The sequence below is a fragment of the Prosthecobacter gellanilyticus genome (assembly GCF_007992435.1).
GTDB lineage: Bacteria > Verrucomicrobiota > Verrucomicrobiia > Verrucomicrobiales > Verrucomicrobiaceae > Prosthecobacter > Prosthecobacter gellanilyticus.
Map to the genome: position 1 here is coordinate 18,749 of NZ_BKAG01000029.1, position 22,039 is coordinate 40,787.

16 protein-coding genes are annotated in these 22,039 nt (G+C 60.1%); 8 read left to right on the forward strand and 8 right to left on the reverse strand.

Features of this window, described 5'->3' with window-relative positions:
* Nucleotides 1-24: 24 nt before the first annotated feature.
* The 3 genes from BGE01nite_RS18165 to mdoH all read left to right on the forward strand — a co-directional run bounded on the left by BGE01nite_RS18165 (nt 25) and on the right by mdoH (nt 3,695).
* Nucleotides 25-735: an ABC transporter ATP-binding protein gene (locus tag BGE01nite_RS18165; protein ID WP_146852246.1), complete on the forward strand. Its 711-nt coding sequence runs from the start codon at nt 25-27 to the stop codon at nt 733-735.
* A 234-nt stretch (nt 736-969) separates the two neighbouring features.
* Nucleotides 970-1,548, forward strand: coding sequence for a hypothetical protein (locus tag BGE01nite_RS18170; RefSeq protein ID WP_146852248.1), 579 nt, complete (start codon nt 970-972; stop codon nt 1,546-1,548).
* The gene (mdoH, locus tag BGE01nite_RS18175; RefSeq protein ID WP_146852250.1) at nt 1,545-3,695 is read left to right on the forward strand and encodes a glucans biosynthesis glucosyltransferase MdoH; all 2,151 of its coding nucleotides are present in this window, start codon (nt 1,545-1,547) and stop codon (nt 3,693-3,695) included. Before BGE01nite_RS18170 ends, mdoH begins: the two co-directional genes overlap by 4 nt.
* A gap of 239 nt (nt 3,696-3,934) precedes the next feature.
* Here the strand turns inward: mdoH and BGE01nite_RS18180 are convergent, their stop codons facing one another.
* The 3 genes from BGE01nite_RS18180 to BGE01nite_RS18190 form a co-directional block, all read right to left on the reverse strand.
* Nucleotides 3,935-5,158 carry an FtsW/RodA/SpoVE family cell cycle protein gene (locus tag BGE01nite_RS18180; RefSeq protein WP_146852252.1) on the reverse strand — a complete coding sequence of 408 codons (1,224 nt, stop codon included), beginning with the start codon at nt 5,156-5,158 and terminating at the stop codon, nt 3,935-3,937.
* Between the two features lie 26 nt (nt 5,159-5,184).
* Nucleotides 5,185-5,967 (reverse strand): ABC transporter ATP-binding protein, encoded by a 783-nt coding sequence (locus BGE01nite_RS18185; protein WP_146852254.1) that lies wholly within the window; start codon nt 5,965-5,967, stop codon nt 5,185-5,187.
* Nucleotides 5,968-6,079: 112 nt separating this feature from the next.
* Nucleotides 6,080-8,014 carry an immunoglobulin domain-containing protein gene (locus BGE01nite_RS18190; protein ID WP_170266869.1) on the reverse strand — a complete coding sequence of 645 codons (1,935 nt, stop codon included), beginning with the start codon at nt 8,012-8,014 and terminating at the stop codon, nt 6,080-6,082.
* 390 nt (nt 8,015-8,404) lie between these two features.
* Here BGE01nite_RS18190 and leuA point away from each other — a divergent pair, with 390 nt between their 5' ends.
* On the forward strand, nt 8,405-10,069 hold the full coding sequence (leuA, locus tag BGE01nite_RS18195; protein ID WP_146852257.1) for a 2-isopropylmalate synthase: 1,665 nt from the start codon (nt 8,405-8,407) through the stop codon (nt 10,067-10,069).
* Nucleotides 10,070-10,392: 323 nt separating this feature from the next.
* On the forward strand, nt 10,393-11,352 hold the full coding sequence (locus BGE01nite_RS18200; RefSeq protein WP_146852259.1) for a Gfo/Idh/MocA family protein: 960 nt from the start codon (nt 10,393-10,395) through the stop codon (nt 11,350-11,352).
* Nucleotides 11,353-11,536: 184 nt separating this feature from the next.
* On the opposite strand, the gene BGE01nite_RS18205 is transcribed toward BGE01nite_RS18200, so the two are convergent.
* From BGE01nite_RS18205 to BGE01nite_RS18215, 3 genes are all read right to left on the reverse strand, one after another.
* Complete coding sequence (locus tag BGE01nite_RS18205; protein WP_146852261.1) at nt 11,537-12,457, reverse strand: bifunctional riboflavin kinase/FAD synthetase; 921 nt, start codon at nt 12,455-12,457, stop codon at nt 11,537-11,539.
* A 174-nt stretch (nt 12,458-12,631) separates the two neighbouring features.
* Nucleotides 12,632-13,498 carry a helix-turn-helix domain-containing protein gene (locus tag BGE01nite_RS18210; protein WP_146852263.1) on the reverse strand — a complete coding sequence of 289 codons (867 nt, stop codon included), beginning with the start codon at nt 13,496-13,498 and terminating at the stop codon, nt 12,632-12,634.
* 222 nt (nt 13,499-13,720) lie between these two features.
* Nucleotides 13,721-14,923 (reverse strand): AMP-binding protein, encoded by a 1,203-nt coding sequence (locus BGE01nite_RS18215; protein WP_146852265.1) that lies wholly within the window; start codon nt 14,921-14,923, stop codon nt 13,721-13,723.
* Nucleotides 14,924-15,051: 128 nt separating this feature from the next.
* Here BGE01nite_RS18215 and BGE01nite_RS18220 point away from each other — a divergent pair, with 128 nt between their 5' ends.
* Complete coding sequence (locus tag BGE01nite_RS18220) at nt 15,052-17,346, forward strand: beta-ketoacyl-[acyl-carrier-protein] synthase family protein (protein WP_246145754.1); 2,295 nt, start codon at nt 15,052-15,054, stop codon at nt 17,344-17,346.
* 186 nt (nt 17,347-17,532) lie between these two features.
* Nucleotides 17,533-18,135 (forward strand): 3-keto-disaccharide hydrolase, encoded by a 603-nt coding sequence (locus tag BGE01nite_RS18225; protein ID WP_146852269.1) that lies wholly within the window; start codon nt 17,533-17,535, stop codon nt 18,133-18,135.
* 6 nt (nt 18,136-18,141) lie between these two features.
* Here BGE01nite_RS18225 and BGE01nite_RS18230 read toward each other — a convergent pair whose 3' ends face one another.
* Nucleotides 18,142-18,954 (reverse strand): lipopolysaccharide kinase InaA family protein, encoded by an 813-nt coding sequence (locus BGE01nite_RS18230; RefSeq protein WP_146852271.1) that lies wholly within the window; start codon nt 18,952-18,954, stop codon nt 18,142-18,144.
* A gap of 229 nt (nt 18,955-19,183) precedes the next feature.
* On the opposite strand from BGE01nite_RS18230, the gene BGE01nite_RS18235 reads away from it, so the two are divergent.
* Nucleotides 19,184-19,501 (forward strand): hypothetical protein, encoded by a 318-nt coding sequence (locus BGE01nite_RS18235; RefSeq protein ID WP_146852273.1) that lies wholly within the window; start codon nt 19,184-19,186, stop codon nt 19,499-19,501.
* 138 nt (nt 19,502-19,639) lie between these two features.
* Here BGE01nite_RS18235 and BGE01nite_RS18240 read toward each other — a convergent pair whose 3' ends face one another.
* The gene (locus BGE01nite_RS18240; protein ID WP_146852275.1) at nt 19,640-22,030 is read right to left on the reverse strand and encodes a serine/threonine-protein kinase; all 2,391 of its coding nucleotides are present in this window, start codon (nt 22,028-22,030) and stop codon (nt 19,640-19,642) included.
* Nucleotides 22,031-22,039: the final 9 nt, after the last annotated feature.

The window sequence follows — 22,039 nt, forward strand, 5'->3', positions numbered from 1 at the left end:
CAGCCCATCGTTCCTGGATCATCCATGCCTGAGCCCATCATCAGCCTGCGGGACATCAAGAAGTCCTACCAGATGGGGGACATCACCAGTCATGTGCTCCAGGGCATCTCCTTTGACATTTTTCCAGGGGAGTATGTCTGCATCATGGGCCCTTCTGGTTGCGGCAAGTCCACGCTGCTGAACCTCCTGGGCTGCCTCGATCAGCCGACCTCGGGTGACTATTTCCTCGGTGGCCAGAACGTCGCCACCCTGGAGGACGATGACCTCTCCGCGGCGCGTAATCGCAACCTCGGCTTCATCTTCCAGAGTTACAACCTCATCCAGCAGCTCACCGTCCTCGAAAACATCGCCGTGCCCATGTACTACGGTGGCGCGGAGGATGCCAAGATGCGTGAGGTGGCTGAAAAGCTGGCAGGTCAGGTCGGTCTCAGCCATCGCCTGGGGCATAAACCCACCGAACTCTCCGGCGGCCAGCAGCAGCGCGTGGCCATTGCCCGGGCACTCTCCAACAACCCCCTCGTCATCCTCGCGGATGAGGCCACGGGGAATCTGGACAGCAAGTCCGGCCAGGAGATCCTGGCCATGTTTGACGATCTCAATGCCCAGGGGCGCACCCTGGTCTTCGTGACCCATGACGAGCGCATGGTGGAGCGCTGCACCCGCATCATCCGTTTGAAAGATGGTTATCTGGACCGGGACGAGCCTGGCGCCCGGGCCAGGAAGCTGGCGGCCTGAGAAAAGTACTCATGCGCTTCAGCGCGTGAGAACCTGTGAAACCCAGGGATAGCCGAGTCCTTGAGAAGTGCGGAAGTCCGTCCGTGGATCGGCCCAAGTGCGGGCTAAAGCCCATCACTACTTTTGGGCTCCACACGGCCACGGAGCTCCTCTTCTTTCAGAGAAAATCCATTTTCCACTTCCCCAGGGGCTGAATCCGCGCATTCTCCGCGCCGCTCACTGCGTTGAGCACTCATGGAAGCCGTCAACATTCAGTTCGCCCCCGAGACTGGCACCGAGGAACAGTGGAACGAGGCCTATGCGCGCCTCGCTGACTACTTTCGTTCCTACCAGCTCCACAATCGCATTCGCCGTACCCAGTTGATTCTGGAGACCCTCCGTCGTGCCGCCACGGCCCACCAGAAGGATCCCTCCCGGACCCCAACGACGCATAGCATCGAGCAGGCGCGTCTGATGCTGCGCGAGTGGCTGGCGGCGATCTACAGCGACATGAACCTGAACGAGTCCCAGCTTGAGGCCACCGGCCGTCTGGGCTTCCACCTCAGCGGCGGTCCCGCCCGCTGGCCAAACTTCTTTTTGGACAAGGACAATCTGCCTGACGCCATGCGGGAGGCCATGCGCGCCGCCGTCCGGACCTCCGGCCCCGGCATGAGCGTCAGCAAGATGACCCCGCGTAACATGGACCTGGGCATTGTCTCGGACGTGGCGGAAGACACCTTTGATCGTCTCGGCCGCCATCCGATTCTGCGTTACTCCATCCTCCTTGGCATCGTTGGTGGTGTGCTGGGTTACCTCTACCATCTTCTCGCATGAGCGTCGTCGGAGCACAGACTGCCAATATCAATCTCAATGCCGGGATGCCGCCGAAGCGCATCGCGCGCATGCGCCGCGCCACCTTCTTCTCGTTTGTGGGACTGGGCACCATCGTGGGCACCTGGCTCATGTACACCTACCTGGCAGAGCAGGGGATGAGAAAGGCGGAGTGGCTGCTTCTGGCCACTTTTCTGCCGCTTTACTACCAGCTCAATGTCGGCTTCTGGACGGCCATGTTTGGCATGTGGCTGATGAACCGGCCCAAGCCGGATCCGTTGAACCTATGGCGCACTTTGAAGCCGGAGGATCATGAGTCGGAGATCACCGCCAGCACGGCCATCATCATGCCCGTGTTCAATGAGGACGTGACGCGTGTCTTTGAAGGTTTGCGCGCCATCTACCTCTCCCTGGAGCAGACCGGCCACTCGAAGAACTTTGACATCTTCATCCTCAGTGACTCGAACCAGACGAGCCAGTGGATCGAGGAGGAAACCGCCTGGCTGGAGCTCTGCCGCCAGCTCAATGCCTTCGGTCGTATCTTCTACCGCAAGCGCCGCAAGCCCATCAACCGCAAGAGCGGCAACGTCTCCGACTTCTGCCGCCGCTGGGGCAAGCGCTATCGCTACATGATCGTGCTGGATGCGGACAGCCTCATGTCCGGCAGTCTGCTCACCAGCATGACGCGCATCATGGAGAAGAATCCAGGCATCGGCATCCTGCAGACCTTTCCGAAACAGATCGGCGCGGAAACTCTGCTCGGCCGCGTCATGCAGTTTGCCCAGAGCCTCTACGGCCTGCCCTTCATGGACGGCCTGGACTACTGGCAGTGCGGCGAGGCCAATTTCTGGGGCCACAACGCCATCATCCGTCTGGAGCCCTTCATCAAATACTGCGCGCTTCCCGCGCTGCCGGGCAAGGAACCCTTCGGCGGCCATATTTTGAGTCATGACTTCGTGGAGGCCGCTCTCATGCGCAAAGCTGGTTATGCCGTGCGCCTGCTGCCGACGAACCGCGGCAGCTATGAGGAAGGCCCGCCCACCTTGGTGGACATGCTGAAGCGCGACCGCCGCTGGTGCCAGGGGAACATGCAGCACTTCTGGCTGCTGTTTGCCAAGGGCTGGCACTTCATGAGCCGGATCAATTTCGCTCACGGCATCCTTAGTTATGCCAGCAGCCTGCTCTGGCTGCTCTTCCTGGTCTTCTCCACCTTCCTGGCGGCCACCCCGGTGGCTCACATCGATCCGCAGGCCGTGCTGGCCATGCAGATCCTGCTCGGAGTCACCGTCATGCTGATCTTCCTGCCGAAGTTCGCCATCCTGCTGGATGAGATGATCACCGGGCGCATGCACAAGACGCTCAAAGGCCGAATGCTGACCTACATGAGCAGCATGGCGGACACCGTGGTCTTCACGCTCATGGCTCCCGTGCTCATGATCTTCCACTCCCAGTTCGTGGTCTACACCGTGCTGGGCAAAGGCGTGCGCTGGGTCACCCAGCGTCGTAAAGTTGATGGGGGTGTGGACTGGGCCGAGGTGTTCTTCAATCTCTGGCCCATCACGGCCATCGGCGTGGTCTGGGGTGTCATCGCCTGGATGGTTTCGCACGGATTCCTGCTCTGGATCAGTCCCATCGTCGGTGCCTTGCTCATCTCCATTCCCGTGGGCATTCTCGTTTCGGGCAGGAGCTCCGGCCTGCGCTTCGGCCTCTTCCTCACCCCTGAGGAAACCGATCCCCCGACGGTGTTGTCCACGATGAATAGCAACCTCACCGAGATCAAAGGCCGCATCCATCTGCCGCCTGAGCTCGAGAAGTTCCACGGCCTGCTCCAGGTCTGTCTGGACCCGTATGTGAACGGCCTCCACGTCAGCCTCCTGCGCCGCCGCAAGAGCATCGACGTGTCACGCGCCTATCTCGACCAGATCGCCGACCGCCTCATCAAGCAGGGGCCGTCCTCCTTGAGCCCGCAAGAGATGAAGGCCATGATTCACGACACCGAGACCATGACGGATGTGCACTACCGCATCTGGTCCGCGCGTGACTCTGACCTCGCCCCCTTCTGGGCCACGGCCATCCGCCAGTACAACCTCGCCGCCAGCAGTCCCTTCACGCATACCCTGGCGCAGCAGACTGAGCCGGTGCTGGCTTGAGGAAGAAAGTACTCATGCGCTTCAGCGCGTGAGTACCTGGCACATCGAGGAACGTCAGAGTTCTCAAGCAGCTCGGAAGTCGATGGGTGGATCAGCACGGGTGCGGGCTAAAGCCCTGCACTACTTTGGACAATGTACTCATGCGCTTCAGCGCGTGAGTGCCGTTCCGTGTTGTCGGTAATGCAGAAGTCCATCCGTGGAGCAGTCCAGTGCGGGCTGAATCCTGCACGACTTTGCGACTACTCCTCCTCTTCTTCATCAAACTCCAGCTCGCGAACGCCGCCGCTGGTGGCCTTCTTCTTCACGGGGGAGATGTTCCGGTGCACCCACACACTCTGCATCATGCCCATCAGGAACAGCGTCACGATCATGAACGTGCCCCCGTAACTGATGAACGGCATCGGCAGACCGATCACCGGCAGCATGCAAAGATTCATGCCCGCGTTTTGGAAGGTGTGGGCGAAGAACATGGCTGTCACTCCGACGACGAGAAGCCTCCCGACCTGGTCGCGGGCACAGAAGGCCACAAACACTCCTTGAATCAGCAGGAGCGCGATTCCTGACAGCACGAGCACCGCTCCACGGAAGCCAAATTCCTCGCAGATGACGCCGAAAATGAAGTCACTGTGTGCTTCGCCTTCGGGGAAGAACATGCGGTGGATCGTTCGCTGCTCCGGCACCTTGGCAGAAAGCGGCCCCTTGCCTTCAAATCCTGCTGAAGCTACTGCGGTCTGGACATAATTTGGCACCCAGCCGTCACCCCTTGTGTCCACCTTCTCCATTTGATTGGTGAGCAGATACCATGAGGTGTCGATACGAGCCTGCTGGTAAGGCTTCAGCACAAAGAAATAGATGACGGGGATCAAGCACAGTGTCCCCAGGATGAGGGAGATGATGTAGCGGAAAGGGATGCTGCCCACCAGCAGCATGGCGATGAAGACCGGACCCCAGACAAGGCCGGAACCAAGGTCTTCCTTGATCACCATGCCGGCTGGAATCGCCGCTGCGAGACCGCCCACGATGATGCGTAGCCAGGGACGACGGAACACCGGCCAGATGCGAGGCAGTTCACCGAAGATCACCGCCAGCATCACAATGCCTGCCATGATGGCAATCTGCGAGGGCTGCATGCGAAGTCCGGCGATCTCGACCCACGCCTTGTTACCCTTTACCTCCACACCGAAGATTTCCAAATACACCAGGCTTGCTATGCCTCCCAGATACAGAGGAATGCAGGCCCAGCGGACCCATTTATAATCTAGCAGAGCGGCGATGAAGAGAAATGGAACGCCCAGGCCCACCCAGGTGATCTGATCTTTCCACTTCATGTCCAGATTCAGAGGCGAATCGATTCGAAACGACGACGCATTGAAGATCGCATACACGCCGAAGGTCAGCAGACCCACCATGGTGAGCATGAGGATCCAGTTGATGCCGAGGAACTTCTTGAACAGCGGGGTCATGAAACAGGAAAAAGAAAAGGGAAGGGCTAGCCAAGCTCAGGAATGGAGGCCAGCAGCTTCCGAGTGTAGTCGTGCTGCGGACGTTCGCAGACATCATCGGCACTTCCGTGTTCAACGATGATGCCACGATTCATGACAATGATATCATCACTCATGTGCCGCACCACTGCCAAGTCATGGGCGATGAAAAGATAAGTCAGAGCAAACTCCGTCTGCAGATCTTTCAGCAGGTTCAGGATGGAGGCCTGCACGCTCACGTCCAGGGCACTCACCGGCTCATCGCAGATCAGAAAGGTCGGCTGCACCGCCAAGGCACGGGCGATGCCGATGCGCTGTCTCTGACCACCACTGAACTCATGGGGGTAACGGGCCAGGGAATCCTCCGGCAGACCCACACGCTTCAGAAGTGCCGCAGAGGCAGCGCGACGCTGCGCACGGCCACGATCCTTGAAATGAATCTCCTGCGGCTCGCCCAGGATGGATTCGATGGTCATGCGCGGGTTCAGGGAGCCGATGGGGTCCTGAAACACCATCTGCATCTCCTTGCGTAGCGGGCGGAAAGCCGCCTCAGACATCGCCAGGATGTCCTGGCCCTGGTAGAGTGCCTTGCCTCCGGTCGGCAGGATCAGTTTCAGTAGTGCCCGGGAGACCGTGGACTTGCCACTGCCGCTCTCCCCCACCAGACCCAGGGTTTTCCCCGGCTGGATCTCGAAGCTCACCCCGTCCACCGCCTTCACGACATCACGCTTTCCCAGCCCCGAACGGATCGGGAAGTGGACCTGGAGATTTTCGACACGCAGCAGAGACATGGAAGCCGATTCTACGCGACGAACTCCGACTGTCACGCAGGCTCTTGGAGGTCTTTTTGGGGAGCGATGCTCGCTGAAGAGCGATAACCGCGAAACCTTGGCCGCTTGAGCGTCAAGGGTTCTGAAAAATGTTCACCGCCCCTGAAAGAGTTCGGTATTGAGGAGCTGGCAATGGATTGTTGCTGGGCACTTCCGTGAGGAAAAAACCAGCACCATAGTTCATGCCTGGAATGATCATGCCACGGAAGGACACCATGCGTTTTGCTCCTCCGAGACCGACACCGGCGGAGGCTGGGTCAAATTCGAACTTTCCGGTGAAAAAGCCAGTGGGACCATAAATGTCGATCTTCAGCTTGGAGAGATTAGGCTTCGGTATGATCGCAGTGCTGGCTGCGGTCAGCGTGAGTGGCTGGTTCAGAAAGGGTTTCATGTCCAGATTGGCCTCAAAGCGGGCGTTTAGATTTCCGACGGGTGTGTCAGTGAGCAAAAGTTGTCCGGGGCGAAGAGCCCGTCTCTTGTAAAAGTAAGCGGTGGAAATTGCTTTGAAGCCCTCCGGGAACACTCGCGATTGAGGATTGGGCAAGCGGAACCAGACAAAGGCGGAATATCCCGATGGCGTGCCCAAGCCAAGGAGGGTACTCATGCTTGCAGAAGCGTGGTAGAAGCATGGCAGGCCGAAGGCTGGACTATACTTATGACCGGGCTTAACAAGCTCGGTTCCTATCGTGAAGCCAGTGCCATCAGGGAGCGTGCCGAAAAAGTTGGCAGAGTGGGTGTTGGCCGAGATATGCTTTGTCCCGAAGCCCTGCCCCTTGTCGGGCGAGCCACCGCTTTGAAAGTCGAAAAAGCCCGAATGATCTCCCACATGCAGTTTCTGTTCCGCACGTGAGAGGGATTTGACCGGCCAGAGCACGCCGCCAGATGTTGGCACGGCTCCTCCCTCATCGGTGATCGTTGCGCGGATAAATCCGTCCTCATCCTTGCTCAGGCTGAGCGATGCACCTGTCACGAGGCCGGGAATTTGAACGGGTGCTACGATGCCATCTTCGTCAGGACGGAAAGTGCCGCTGAAGCGGAGGGTACCCTTTTTGCTGCGCAGCTGTCCGCTGTATCTGCCCGAGGCCAAAACTTGGACCTTCAGGTAGCCACAGGGGAAATCGGACTCCTGATAGATGAAGTCGCCAGGACCGGTCGCAAACAAGCCAGAGTAGGTTCCTGGCTCCGGATAGGGGCCGCCGGGTTGATCTTCGGCGAACTGAATGACGGTGGTCTTTGAGCTGCTTCCCAGCGCATTTTGAGCTGTCCATGTGACTTGATATGTCCCCGGCCTGAAATCGTCGACCATCCAGAATCCTTGCTCATCCAGAGACGTGCCTGGAGGCAGGCCGGTGGCCCGAAATGTGACCGGTGGATCGCTCCTGCCTGCCGCGACGACGACTCCTCCGTAGCCTGTGGAGGGCGTATACATGCCTGAAGGCGCGGACACTATTTCTGGAGGGAGGTGGTCCTCAAGGTCGTAGTGGGCGATTTCAATGCTGGCACTCCCCACGGTTAATGTTGCCGTCAGCGGGGGGAACGGATTCATGCCAGAGGGCACTAAATAGGCCGAATCGAAAAACCAGGCCGGCGACAGCAGAACGAGTGTCCGATGGAATCTGCCAGCGTATAAGGCGGGGTCATCATACACACTCCATGAAACAGATCCCTTTCCCCAAAAACGTGTCGGCAGTTCCAGTGGGGCTGAAGAGCGCAGTGGGATGACTTTGTTGATCCGCTCATACACGGTGACCTGGAAGTCGCGCGTGAAGACAACGCCGCTTTGATTGACCACCTTCAGTTGATAAGTGCCGGCATCGGCGGGTCTGGCGCTGGCAACAGAGAGGGACGCTGCTTTTTGCGCTGCTAATGCCCGTCCGTTCAAGCTCCATCGGAAGGTGGTGACGTCTGCGCTGATGCTGGGTGACAATGAAAAGCCTAAACCTGCCTCGACAGCCACAGGAGCGAGATCAGAGATAGGATGGGTGACATCCGGGGCAGCCGCCAGCAAGGTGCGGATGCACGCGATCAGGCAAAGGCTGTGGAGGATGACGGCAAGCGCTCTCTGGCGGAAAGAAGATGTCATGAGGGGAGGAGTGACTGCCCTTGTCCAGGGCGCCCGTCAATGGGTTGCTTGTTCCCGACATGAGATCGCCGTAGGCAAGTCACACCGGTCCTTGACCGCACGGCATTCCTGCCACTATTATTGGTCTCCATGACCGCGCCCGCCAAGGCTCTGCTCCTCCTTCTTTCCCTGCGACTCACGCAAGGGTAGGCGGCCCGCGTTTCCTCGTCATGCCCTTGCTGTCACGTCACAGCATTCCTCCACCAAGGATCAGGAAAAGAATCTCTTCCTGGAATCCTGTCATCTTGTTAATCCTGTCTAAAGAATCTCCGAATCATGTTAACGTCCCCTGCCACCAAGTACCAGCGCTTTGACCCCGTCAAACTGCCGAACCGCCGCTGGCCCTCCCAAACCATCGAGAAAGCACCTATCTGGTGCTCAGTCGATCTGCGCGATGGCAACCAGGCCCTCGCCGTGCCGATGAATGTGTCCCAGAAGCTCGACATGTTTGATGCGCTGGTGAAGTGCGGCTTCAAAGAGATCGAAGTCGGTTTCCCCTCCGCCTCAAACACCGAGTTCAGCTTCAACCGCCGCCTCATCGAGGAAAAGCGCATCCCGGATGACGTCACCATCCAGGTGCTGGTGCAGGCCCGTGAGGACTTGATTGAAAAGACCGTGCAGAGCCTGATCGGCGCCAAGCAGGTGGTCATCCACATGTACAACTCCACCTCGCCGGCGCAGCGCAAGTATGTGTTCGGCAAGTCCAAGGAGGAAATCATCGCCGTGGCCAAGAATGGCGCGAAACTGATTAAGGACCGCCTGCATCGCCTGACGGAAAGCGGCACCAAAGTGACCCTGCAATACTCCCCCGAAAGCTTCAGTGCCACCGAGGTCGAGTTTGCCAAGGAGATCAGCGAGGCCGTGATGGAAGTCTGGCAGCCCACGCCGGAGAACAAGATGATCCTGAACCTGCCGGACACCGTGGAGGTCTGCATGCCGAACGTCTATGCCGACCAGATTGAGTGGATCTGCACGAACATCAAAAATCGCGAAAGCCTCATCATCAGCCTGCACACGCACAATGACCGTGGCACCGGCACCGCTGCCACAGAGCTCGGCTTGCTGGCAGGCGCGGATCGCGTGGAAGGCACACTGTTTGGCAATGGCGAGCGCACGGGTAATCTGGACATCGTCCAGGTGGCCATGAACCTCTACATGCACGGCACCGATCCGAAGCTGGACTTCAGCAACATGAACGGCCTGATCGAGATGTATGAGCGCACCACTGGCATGACCGTGCCACCGCGCCATCCTTACTCCGGCGAGCTGGTCTTCACCGCCTTCAGCGGCAGCCATCAGGATGCCATCAAGAAAGGCCTGAATGGTTACGATGATCACAAGACCATCTGGGACGTGCCCTATCTCACCATCGATCCGCATGACATCGGCCGCGAGTATCACGAGGTCATCCGCGTGAACAGCCAGAGCGGCAAGGGCGGCGTCGCCTACCTGCTGGAGAGCGAGTTCGGCATCGAACTGCCGAAGGACATGCAGCGTGAGTTTGGCCCCATCGCCAACGACATTGTGGACTCTCTGGGTCGTGAAGTCAGCGGTGCGGAGTTGAAGCAGATGTTCTGGAAAGAATACATCGAGCGCGAAACACCCTTCTCCCTGCATCACTTCCACGCCGATGGCGTGGACGGCGTCTTCACCTGCCGCTGCAGCATGGTCAAAGACGACCGCGAGATCGGCATCACTGGCGAAGGCAACGGCCCCATCGCCGCCTTTGTGGATGCCCTCATCAAAGATGCTGGCGCACCGAAGTTCGAGGTCGTCTCCTACCGCGAGCAAAGCCTCAGCAGCGGCACCGGTGCCAGCGCCCTGGCCTACATCCAGATCAAAACCGGCAACGGTAAGCTGGTCTGGGGAGCCGGTGTCGACACCAACATCGAGCTCGCCTCCATCAAGGCAGTCGTCAGCGCGGTGAACCGCACAAAGTAGTCATGCGCTTTAGCGCGTGAACACCCGTCATACCGTGAGATGAGGTTCTGGGAAAAGAATCACGTCTCACGGCGGGTGCGGGCTGAAGCCCAGCACTACTTTGCCGTGAACCGGCCTTGGTTATCGTTCTTACCCTCTTGCGTTATTCTTTTCTCTCGCGGTGTACCTCTTTGAGCCTGCGCAGGCCCAAACTTTGCACCGCAAGAGGAAGGAGGAACGCAAGAGATGGGACGCTTTTCTGGTAAACGCTCTTCTAGAAGGAGGGCGGAGGCGGGATACTTTCCCTTTGCCACCGGCCCTGCCGTGTCTAAACAAGGCAGGACATGTCTACCCCTAAATCACCCTTCCGCATCGGCGTGGCCGGTGTTGGTGCCATTGGCAAGAACCACGCCCGCATCATGGCGGAGATCGCGGCGAAGAGTGATGGCGCGGTGGTCTTTGGAGCCGTCTATGACGCAGACCCGGGCCGCGCGGCGGAGTTTGCGGCGCAATACGGCACCTATGCGGCGAGTGATCTGGCAGATTTTGCCTCCCGTGTGGATGCGGCCACTATCGCTGTGCCGACTATCTATCATCGTCCTACGGCCGAACCATTGATGCAGCGCGGTATTCATGTGCTGGTGGAGAAACCCATTTCGGAGAGCTACTCGGAAGCGCAGGCCATGATTGCCTTGGCGCAAGAGAAAAATGTCATCCTTCAGGTGGGGCATATCGAGCGCTTCAATCCCGTGCTGCGTCAGCTTGAGGAGCGCATGAACCAGCCTCGCTTCATTGAGGCTCATCGTCTTTCCCCCTTCCCGAACCGCAGCATGGACATCGGGGTCGTCCTGGATGTGATGATCCATGACATCGAGATCGTGCTGCACCTGGTGAAGTCACCGCTCGTGCAGATCGATGCCGTGGGCATCAACGTGCTGACCAAGCGCGAGGACATTGCGAATGCGCGCCTGAAGTTCGCCAACGGCTGCATCGCCAACATCACTGCCAGCCGCATCAGTCCGGAGAAGATGCGCAAGATCCGCGTGTTCCAGCAGGACAGTTATCTCAGTCTCGACTACCAGGAGCAGAGCGGATGGATCTACCGCAAAGACGGCATGCAGATCATCCGCGAAGCCGTGGAAGTGGAAAAAGACGAGCCGCTGAAGCTCGAGATCGCCGCCTTCGTCGAATGCGCCCGCCTGGGCAAAGGCCCCGTCGTCAGCGGTCAGGAAGGTGCAGAGGCCGTACGCATCGCGTTGGAGATCACCGACCAGATCGAAAAGAACGCGGCCCTGGCGGGATAAGGCTTCCGCAGTCGCGATAGCGTCCCGGAGTGCGGTGGCAGAGATGCACGGGCCGCCGTGCATCGTCGACACCGCTCTCGTGCGCACTTGGCGCTGCCTAACAACGAAGACGTTCGCTGCGCACACAGCGGTGTCGCGCTTGAGCGCTTCCCACCGCATTCCACGACGCTGCCGCGCCTTCGCATCACATGCTCCGTGCCAGCGTCACATCCGCTTCGATCTGCTTTTTCAGCTCCTCGATGCTCCCAAACTTCTGTTCGGGGCGGATGAAGTCACCGAGCTTCACTTCGAGGTTTTGGCCATACAGATCTCCGCTCCAGTCGAAGACATGCACTTCGAGCGATGGCGATGTTTCTCCCGTTTCCACCGTGGGTCTCACGCCGAGGTTGGCGATGCCGGAATACTCCTGCCCATTGATCTCAGTCTTCACGGCATAGACACCGAAAGGCGGCAGTAGATCCACCTCAGGTGCCACATTCGCAGTTGGGAAGCCCAGCTGGTTCGCGAGCTGACGGCCGCGCACGACTTCTCCATACAGCGCATAGTCTCGGCCTAACAAACGACCCGCTTTAACGAGGTCACCGCTGGACACCGCGTCACGGATCAAGGTGCTGCTGACCACCACACCATCCACGCGGATCGGAGGGACTCCATAGACGGCGAAGTCCTCACGCTCGCCATGCTCCATGAGCAGGTGAATGTTGCCGCTGCGGCCTTTGCCAAACGTCCAGCCATACCCCACGGAAATGCAGCCCAGTGGACGGCAGTCGCGCACAAGGGTATCGATAAACAGGGAAGCTGGCGTGGCGGCCGTGGCTTCATCAAAGGGGCAAAGTAAGGTGGTGGAGATGCCCATGCGTTCCAGCAGCACCTGCCGGTAGGCCGCGCCGCAAAGTCGCCTCGGCTCGGAGCCCGGACGCAGCACGGACAGCGGATGCGGATCAAAGCTCATGACCACGGCCGTGCCGTGATGTTGCGCGGCATGCTCCTGCGCAGCGCGGATGACCTCCTGATGCCCCACGTGCAGCCCGTCAAATACGCCGATGGCGAGTGCCACGGGGCCTGGAACGGAAGCGAGTTGGTCGAGCGAACGGAGGACTGTCATGCTGACGGGGATTTACCCGTGCATCACACGACGTGCAACGCACGGCTGACCAAAGTACTCATGCGCTTCAGCGCGTGAGAGCACGTCACGGGGCAAGATGGAGCATTTCGGAAAGGCCGAATCGCACGGAAGATCAAGGTGGGTGCGGGCTAAAGCCCTGCACTACTTTGCCAATCACCGCCCGCCACCCAGCACCCGCATTTGCGCACGGTACTCACGCGGCGTGCTGCCCACCACTTCACGGAAGCGGCGGTTGAAGTTCGCGAGGTTCCGGTAACCGCAATCCAGCGCGATGTCGGTGATGTTCTGCTGATCTTCTGCGATCATTCGGCAGGCACGGCCGATGCGCACTTCGTTGATGTATTCGGGCACGGTCTTGCCGGTGCGGGAACGGAAGAATCGGCTGAAGGCGCCTTCGCTGAGATGCGCGAGCTTGGCGAGCTGCTTGCGGTCGATGTCCTCGGTGAGGTTTTGATGAATATGATCCACCACGCGCTGCATGCGGTCCTGGTCACCGGAATGCAGAGCAGGTTCATAGCTGGCACTGGCGAGCGTGTTGAGATCCTTGGAACGGGCGAGCGTATCGAGGATGCCGAGCATCTCAACGACACGAGTGAGGCCGGTGGCATCGGCCATGCGGCGCATGCGCGCCGTGATGTCGGCACGGGTGGCTCCCTTCACTTCAAGACCACGTGCCGAGCGGCGCAGCAGGCTCTTCACGTTTTCCATCTCTGGCAGGTTCATGAAGTCAGAGCCGAGGAAGGAATCCGTGAAGCGCACGATGATGGCATCCACTGAAGCACCGGCGACTTCGTCCTGGTGCCAGACGTGAGGCAGGTTGGATCCCAGCACCACGAGGTCACCATCACGCAGTGGCGAGATGTTGTCTCCGACGACGCGATGTCCGCGGCTGCGGATGGCGAGCGTGATCTGATACTCGGGGTGAAAGTGCCAGCGTGTGCCGTAGTCAGGGCCATGCACGACTTCGCAGTGGAACGACTCCCAGTCGCGGCGCGGGACTTTTTCAAAGACAGGCTTCATGGTGGTGGCGCTATTAACTGCGATCCAGCCTCCGAACTCAAAGCAAAATGCTCACTTTGCGCTCTTTAGATGGAATGAGGGCGGGATAGGGCAGGGCGGCAGCCCCAAAGTACTCATGCGCTTCAGCGCGTGAGAGCCCCGCAAGCCCAGGAATGGCCGAGTTCTTGGGGGAGTGTAGAAGTCGGTCTGTGGATCCTGGTGAGTGCGGGCTGAAGCCCTGCATTACTTTTCTTGGGCCACCCAGCGCCGTGGAACCTCCCATGGAGCCAGGGCTGCGCAGGCCCGGGCCTTAAAATCGTGAGTCAGTTCTGACTTCGGCACCCCGATCGTGCATTCCACGTCTTGTACACGTTCAGGATCACGGCTTGGTGTGCCGCTGATGGTCACTGGAGAGATGCCTGTGGCCTCGCGGATCTTCGCGGCGATCTCACCCGGGCTCAGCTTGCGGCTGGCCACATTGATGCCTGCCCCGACACAGCGATCCAGGACCAAACGGCCATCACTGACCTCGATCACATCCCAGGTCAGATGCTCAGGTGTGGAAAAGACCTCGCCAGAAAGCTCTTCATCATAGCCCATGCCTACCGCATCACTGATCACTCGCAGGCGGCCTTCCATGTCTGTGTGCGCCTTGATGTCCGGCAGCAGATCGCCCAGATCCTGGGGGGAAGTGCGGAGATCCAGCGATCCGTCGTAGCTGATGGCGCCACATTCGCTGGTCCCATAGAGATTGTGCAGCTTCAGGCCAAAGACTTCCTTCACGCGGCTTTCCAGCTCCAGTGAGAGCGATGAACCTGCGGAGACCGCCAGGGATACGTGGTTGAGCTCCAGCCCTGAGATAAGCCAGGCCTTCCACATGGCCGGCACGCCGGGCAGGAAGACCCGCTCATGCTGGGCCAGGGCCTCGATCATGCCCGTGGGGAAGGGGGTGGGCAGCCAATGGGTCGGCACGCCATGAAGCAGGGTCTGCAAAACGGTGGTCGTGAGCCCGAAGGAATGTGCCACGCTGAGAGGAGCCAGCGCCACATCGTGATCACCCAGGCCCAGCGCTGCATGCAGGCGGTGCACGTCAGCGGCGATCTGGTCAAAGCTGAAGAATTGGCAGCGCCGCACCCCTGAGCTTCCCACGGTCTGCTTGATGAGGGCGGCTTTCTCCTCTGGCACGGAGTGCGGCACCCGGCGCTGGCGGTCCTTTTCCACCACCTGCACGGGCTTGTCGGTCAGGAAGCCCGCCAGCAGGGCCAGCATCACGTCCAGGCCATCTCCCTGGGCCAGGTGGTATTCGCCGAGCTTGGGGCAGAGCAGGGGAGGCTGAGCACGCGCCCGGTCCTCCAGCTCGCGAAAGGTGAGCGCGCCCTCAGGATGCCAGAGGGCGGTTTCACCGCCTTTCTGGCTCAGGATTTGTTTCCAGCGTTCACCAAACATTTGACACTCAGGGCCTCGCGTCCTTAAACCGAAGGAGCAGGGAAGTGATAGTGGCAAGTCTGGTGCATGGCTTCAAGCGCTGGAATCCATTCTGCTTTCGTGGTCGTTCTCTTTTTTTCGTTTTGATCGTGTCGGCATCTTCTCCTCAACGCATCCTGGTCACTGGCGCGGGCATCATCTCGCCGCTCGGGCTGGACTGGCGGGAGAACGAGGCCTCGTTTCGCGCTAACCGGATGAACTTCACTCCGGTGACCGCCTTTGATGTCAGCCAGCGCATCGCGAAGACGGCCGCGCAGGTCACTCTGCCGGACGAGCGCTTGTTTTTAAAGATGCCACGCCGCCGTGATCACCTCATTGATCGTGGCACGAAGATGCTTCTGCTAGCCATTCGAGAGGCTCTGGCCATGGCGAAGCTGCCGGGACTGCAGGGCATTGATGCGATCATCATCGGCACCTCAGCGGGCGCGATGAGTGTGGGGCAGGACTACTTCCGCACGGCCATCAGCAGCTCCAGCCGCGTGCCGGGACAGCTCTCACGCGTGGAGTATTACCAGCCGCAAAAGCAGGTCGCCGCGATCGCGGCCGAGTATGACTGGCACGGTCCCATCATCATCGTCTCCAATGCCTGTGCCAGTGGGGCGAATGCCATCGGCGATGCCATGGCGATGATCCAGACAGGCAAGGCTCGTCGCGTGCTTGCGGGTGGCTATGATGCGCTGGCCGAACTGGTGTTTGCAGGTTTTGATACCCTGCGCGCCCTGGCCCCCAGCGGCATCCCGCGGCCATTTGATGCTGCGCGCGATGGTCTCGCTCTCGGTGAAGGCGCGGCCGTGATGCTGCTGGAGAGTGAAGCGGCCGCTGCCGAGCGTGGTGCCGAGGCTCTCTGTGAAGCTGCAGGTTATGCCACGGCCACGGATCTGCACCACCTGACCCAGCCAGACCCGGAGGGCAAAGCCGCCATCCGCACCATGGCTGGCGCTTGTGCCATGGCAAAAGTGAATGCCTCACAGATCGACTACATCAACTCTCACGGCACCGGCACGCCATACAATGATGTCGCCGAGGCCAGTGCTATTCAGACCTGGGCTGGCAGTGATGCCGCACGCATCGCGCTGAGTTCCACGAAGTCCGCCATGGGCCACTTGTTAGGCGGGGCAGGTTCGGTGGAGGCTGTGATCTGTCTCATGGCCATGCGTGGCCAGTGGCTGCCTGCCAGCCTGAATGTGCGTGAAGCCGATTCTGCGGTGTGTTTCGACCTCGTGCGCGAGTGGCGTGAAGCTCGCGTGAAGGTGGCGTTGACCAACAGCTTTGGTTTCGGCGGCACGAATGCCACGCTGGTGCTCAAGGAACTGTCTGAGGCACCCGCATCGCCATCTCCGAAGCATCCCGCGACGGAAGCGCCTTCACTGCTCATTCTCGGCACGGGCGCTGTGTCTCCAGCAGGCTGGGGCACGGCAGCGCTTGTGAATGCGGTGACGGAAAAAACGGAACTGCCAGCCACCGACGATCCTCGCACTGTGGGCTCCAGAGACTGGGAGTGTCTCTCCCTCAGCGTCCCAGCGGCACCACCCGAGGCGCTCCCCAAATTTGCGCGCCTGCGTCGTGCCAGCCCTGTGACGAAGTTCGCCATGGCTGCTGCTCTGGAGGCTCTGGAAAAAGCAGGCTTCCCGAATGGCCAGGGCGTCGGACGGCTGGGCATCATCCAGTGCATGTTCAATGGCTGCGTGCAGTTCAGCGGCCGCTTCTATCATGAGGTCATTGAGACTCCGGCGCTCGCCAGTCCGCTGATCTTCCCGGAGACTGTCTACAATGCACCCGCATCACACGTGGCGGCCTTCCTCGGCGTGGATGGTCCTGTGACCACATTGGTGGGTGAATCCAGCGCCATCATTGAAGGTGTCTTCATGGCGCATACTTGGTTAGTCCAAGGGCTGGTCGATCGCGTGCTCGTCATCGGTTCGGAGGAGGGAGACTGGGTCGCTTCTGAAGCGGTGAGCTATTATCACCCGGATTTGAAGGCTTCCGAAGGTGCCGGTGCCTTGCTGCTGTCCCTCGGAGATGTGGGGTTAAAACTCACCCCGACGCCTGCTCGTGCTTTCTTGAGTGAGGCTGAGCGTGCTGCAGGTTTGCGGGACATCGTTCAAAACTTGGCCATGCAGACGGAGGGGCAGTTCGTTCGCGTGAGCGGGCTGTCGGGCGTGAATATTCTCGATGAGTCGGAGAGTGCAGCCTGGAGCACTGCTTGTGAACCTGTGGTGACGACCATCCATCCGCGCTCCGTTCTCGGAGAAAGCATGGGCGCCGGTAGTGCCATCCAGCTCGCCCTCGCAGCAGAAGTCGCCCGCCAAGAAGACTGTTCCGTGCAGGTCATTCTGCCAGGCAGCCTCTGCGCGGCTTATGGAAGTGTGATTTCACCCGCCTAAAGTAGTGCTGGGCTTCAGCCCGCACCGATCTCGAACAACACGCTGGACCTGGATTGTCCGAAGACATGGATCCCGATCTCATGGCCTGACTGAGCTCTCACGCGCTAAAGCGCATGAGTACTTTGGCGGCTGGCGCAAGTCTGACTCGCTGGCGGCGTTAAATGCGTTCTCATTTCGTCACCGACCATGAAACGCATCGCCATCGCCTCTCTCCTTCTCGCCACCACCTCTCTGCATGCCGATGACTGGCAGCCAGAAGCAGGTTTCAAAAGCCTCTTCAATGGCAAGGATCTCACCGGCTGGTGCTTCCGCGCCAAGACAGACCGCAAAGATCCGAAGATTGGCGAGGTGACGGAGAAGTTCGATGGCAAGACCACCTCCAGCGACAACTACTACAGCGCGAAGGACGGTGTCTTCTCCGTGAACTTCCCCACGGAGATGGACAAGCTCACGGGCCAGATTTACACCGTCGAGGAGTTTCCAAAGAACTTCATTCTGAAGCTTGAGTTCCGCGCCAGCGTGAACGCGGACAGCGGCATCTTCATCCGCAAGCCACAGCTTCAGTGCCGTGACTACCTCGTGGCCGGTCCTTATAAAGAACTGAAGCAGTACAAGCCCCAGGAGTGGAACCAGGTGGAGGTCGTGGTGAAGGACGGCGTGGCCCGCTGCACCTGCAATGGCGAGGTCCTGGAAGCCGAGTTCAAGCTGCCCGAAACCGGCCCCATCGGCCTCGAAGGTGACCGCGGCCTCATGGAATACCGCCACATCCAGTTGAAGGCGGTGGAGTAAATCTGGTTAGGCCTTTTTAGCCCTGGGAACGAACAGCTCGCGGCGGGCGGCGGCGAAGGCGCGCCGGTTGCCGCGGGGTTGTTCGCGCAGGTAGAAACGCCAGAAGGTGGAGAGCACGCCGGCGGCTGGCTTGACACCGCAGCGCCGGAAGTTGCCGTAGAGGGAGCGCAGGTCGCGAATCACACGCTCAGGCTTTGAGGCGAGCTGCACGCGGATGCCTTCCATGTCGATGAACCAGAACTTGCCTTGTTCATCTTCGAGCAGGTTCTCGCAGCGCAGGTCACGATGGCGCAGGCCGCCCCCGTGCAGCCGTCCGATCATGGTGCCGACAGTCCTGGCATGCTCCAGATCACCACCCGTGGAAAAAAAGGTGCGGTAAGTCTTTGCCCCCGGCACGCGCTGCATCACAAGGTAGCAGTGCTGGATCAGTCCGCGTCTCGGCGCCACTCCGGAGGCAATGGCGGCAGCCACAGGCAGCCCCAGATCCTCCAGCAGGCGGGCTTTGCGGAAGGCGAAGGTGGCCTTGGACGGCCGGATGAGATCCAGCAGCGCATCAGTCGGCTGGCGCACGTTGTAGCGCTTCACCACCAGACGGTCGTGGTAAACGAAATCCGACTTGCCGCCGAAGAGCCCGCGCTGCCGGCTGATGATGTTCTTTTCCGGCTCCTTCAGGATGCTCTCCAGCTCAGGATAATCTACCGCCTTCGGGTGCATGCGCCAGTTGATAGGCCCGACCTGCAGCCAGTGCGCAGGCACACCTGCTCCGGTGCATAGGCGCCAGCAGATGGTTGCGATCCTGGAGAAACCTGGGGAGGGCATGGGTGGAAAGCCTTCGAAATAGGTGAGGCCAAAGGTTCAAACAACTATTTCTTCACAGGACCGTCACAAGTCCGCCTTTCATCCCGGACACGTCAGGGGGCAGAGTTGTGTGAAATCAAAAAAATAGGCTTGCCTGCCAAACCGGCGGTCTGCTAAAAAGTATGACAATTCCGCGTTCCCCCCAGCGGATGGTCAGGCTGAAGTTCAACCTTCCACCCTCCCCATCGACATGCTGACACCCACTGACATCACTGAATATGGAGAACGCCACGTAGAGAAATGGCTGACAGGTCAAGGCTACCGCTGCTTCCACAACACCCAGCGGCACGGCACCAAGGACCTTGAGGCCCGTGGCGGCGAGAACAACATGCTGATTCACGTGCTCGCAGGACTGGCATCGCACTCATTGCCAAACCTCTCCCAAACGGAGCACGACAGCGTCTGTTCACGCGCCATCATGCTGGGCTTTGATGCCTGGCTGGCAGAGGTGCAGATGGATCGCCATGGCGACCAGGTGGGCGACATCCAGTGGAAGCAACTCACCTGAGCTTGCCTGCGGCACCACGCTGCACTTGTGCCGCCGGGCCAGCTAAGCAGCCATCTCGCAGTGCGAGATGGCTGACTGCTTTTTACATCAAACCAAGAGGGGAAAGATAGCTGACAGGGGGGGCGGTTGTTCGCTCCCTCACTGCGCCACCTTCAGCCAGCGCTGGCGGAAAGCACGGTTCTCTTCCATAAGCTGGGCGGCCACCGTGGCGGAGAGATTTGTCAACCCGGCCACGCGGGCAAATGCGGCGATCTCCTCCTGGCGCAGGTAATACTCCGTGCTGTCCGTGGTCTGCGCGGCGAAGTACTGCGCGGCATCCAGCAGCGTCTGGGCAGACACATCTGCCAGCGGGAGTGTGAGCTCGCCCCGGCTCAGGGAGATGGTGACGGTGTCGAGCGTGCCAGCCGTGAGCTTGCCCTCGATGCTGCCGCCTCCACGGCGATGCAGAGGCCCCGAGTATCCGCCGCGGGTTTCCAGGTCCGTGAAAAGCCGTGTGAGGAAGTTGCCAGCCTGGGCATGCAGATAGCGCTGTCCATCCAGGGCGGACTGAACTTCGGGACATTCGAAGCGCATGTCACGCAGCATGGTCGTGACACGCTTGTAGTTATACCCTTCGATCAATGTCGGGATGGTGGCCAGGATCTCATGCCACTGCCCCAGCTCACGCTCACGGAGCACGCGGTCCGTGGCGATCTGCCGGTCCTCCTGCTCCAGTTTCAACCGGGACAGCTCGCTCTTGATCGGAGCTTCCCATCCTTCGATCAGAGCTTTCAGGCTGGGCACTTTCTCAAGCTGTTTGCGCTGGGTGCGCAGGGTCTCCAGCACCTTGCGGCAGTCATCAATGGTCTTCGGCAGCGCTGGTTCGACCAGGGCCACGGCGAGCGCCATGTCCGCCTCATGCTGGGCCACGAGCTGTGCATAGGGCGGGATCCAGTTCAGGGTCACCAGAGCCGTGTCAGCGCTCTTTTGGAGATCACCGAGATGAGATTTGAAGTGACTCAACAGACGGGCGCCGAGGCGGGCATCACCGAAATGCCACTCCGCCAGACCATGAATGAGATAGCCCAGGATGGCTTCGTTCTCCGTGGAGTAGTCCAGTTCGTCAAGGTCGATGCCCGGGGGCATGTTCTTGGTGAAGCGCTCGCCCAGAGTGCGGAAAAACCCGACGAGGTTTTCACTCACCAGCATGCTGCTGCCGCTGCCCGTGTTCTGGCTGAGCGCGGTCAGATGCTTGGCGGCATCAGGCTTCCTGTCGCGCATGATGTCACAGATCGCGGCGTTCACATGAGCCCAGTTCAGCGTTGGCTGGCGCAGGTCGTCACGGATCAGGCGCTCGAACTGATGGCGCGCTTCTTCATACTGGCGTTTTTCCAGCATCAGACTGCGCGCGGCGATGAACCTCTCCGCCACGGTGCGTTTGTCATCCGCCGGCACCACCACACCATCACCCGCGAGTTCCTGGCTGCTGGTGTCCAGCCTCTGGGTGACGGATGCTGCCTTGCGCTGACCTGCGAACTGCACGGTCCAGCCCACCAGGAAGGCCACCAGCATGGCTGCGGCGGCAGTCATGGCCCAGCGCATGCGCCGGCTGGTTAGGCGCCAGCGGGTGACGTAGCCTTGGTTCAGCAGACCTTCCGCGAGACGCAGCTCGTCCACGGTCTCATCATAGTTCGCGCAGCGTTCCTGGGGGCGGAAAGCCAGCATGCGGTTGATCGCATGAATGGTTCGCGGGGCGAAGCGCATGCCGCTGTCTTCCAGTGCTACACGGCGGCATTTGATCATGCGCAGTTGCTCGATGCTGTCCGTGTCCGCCTTGTGCGGGGGCTTGCCGGTCAGGGCATGATAAAGGGAGGCACCGAGGCTGAAAATATCGCTCCGATAGTCTTCGCGGTTATCCAGCACCTTCTCCGGAGCCACATAGTAGGGCGTGGCCCAGATCTCGCCAGAGTTGTCTCCGCCTCGGTCGACGAAGAGCGCCAGGCCAAAGTCCACCACCTTGGCGGTGCCGGTTTCGGTGAAAAGGATGTTCGCTGGCTTCACATCGCGGTGAATCAGGCCCATCTGCTGGGCGGCGCGCAGGCCCTCAGCCACCTCCAGGCCGATGCGCAGGGCCTCGGTCTCCTTGATGCGGCCATCCCGGCGGATGCGCTGCTCCAGGTTCCCGCCGTCCACCAGCTCCATGGCGATGTAGAAGTAACCCTGGTCATAGCCCACAGAGTAGAGCTTGATGACGTTCGGGTGGTTCACATTGGCCGTGATCAGGGCCTCCTGGCGGAACTGCTCGATGCGGGTGGCATCGCGGCTGTAGCGCTGGTTCAGGATCTTCAGCGCCACGCGCCTGCCCAGGGTCTCGTCTTCAGCCTCGAACACCCGGCTCATGCCACCCTCGCCGATCTGGCGGATGATCATGAAGTGGTCGAACTTCCGCCGCACGCGCACCATCTGCCCGCAAAAGGGGCATTTCAGCTTGGTGAAGGGGTCCAGGGAGGTCACATCGATCTGGTTTTGGCAGACCGGACAGGTGCTCAAGTAGGACTG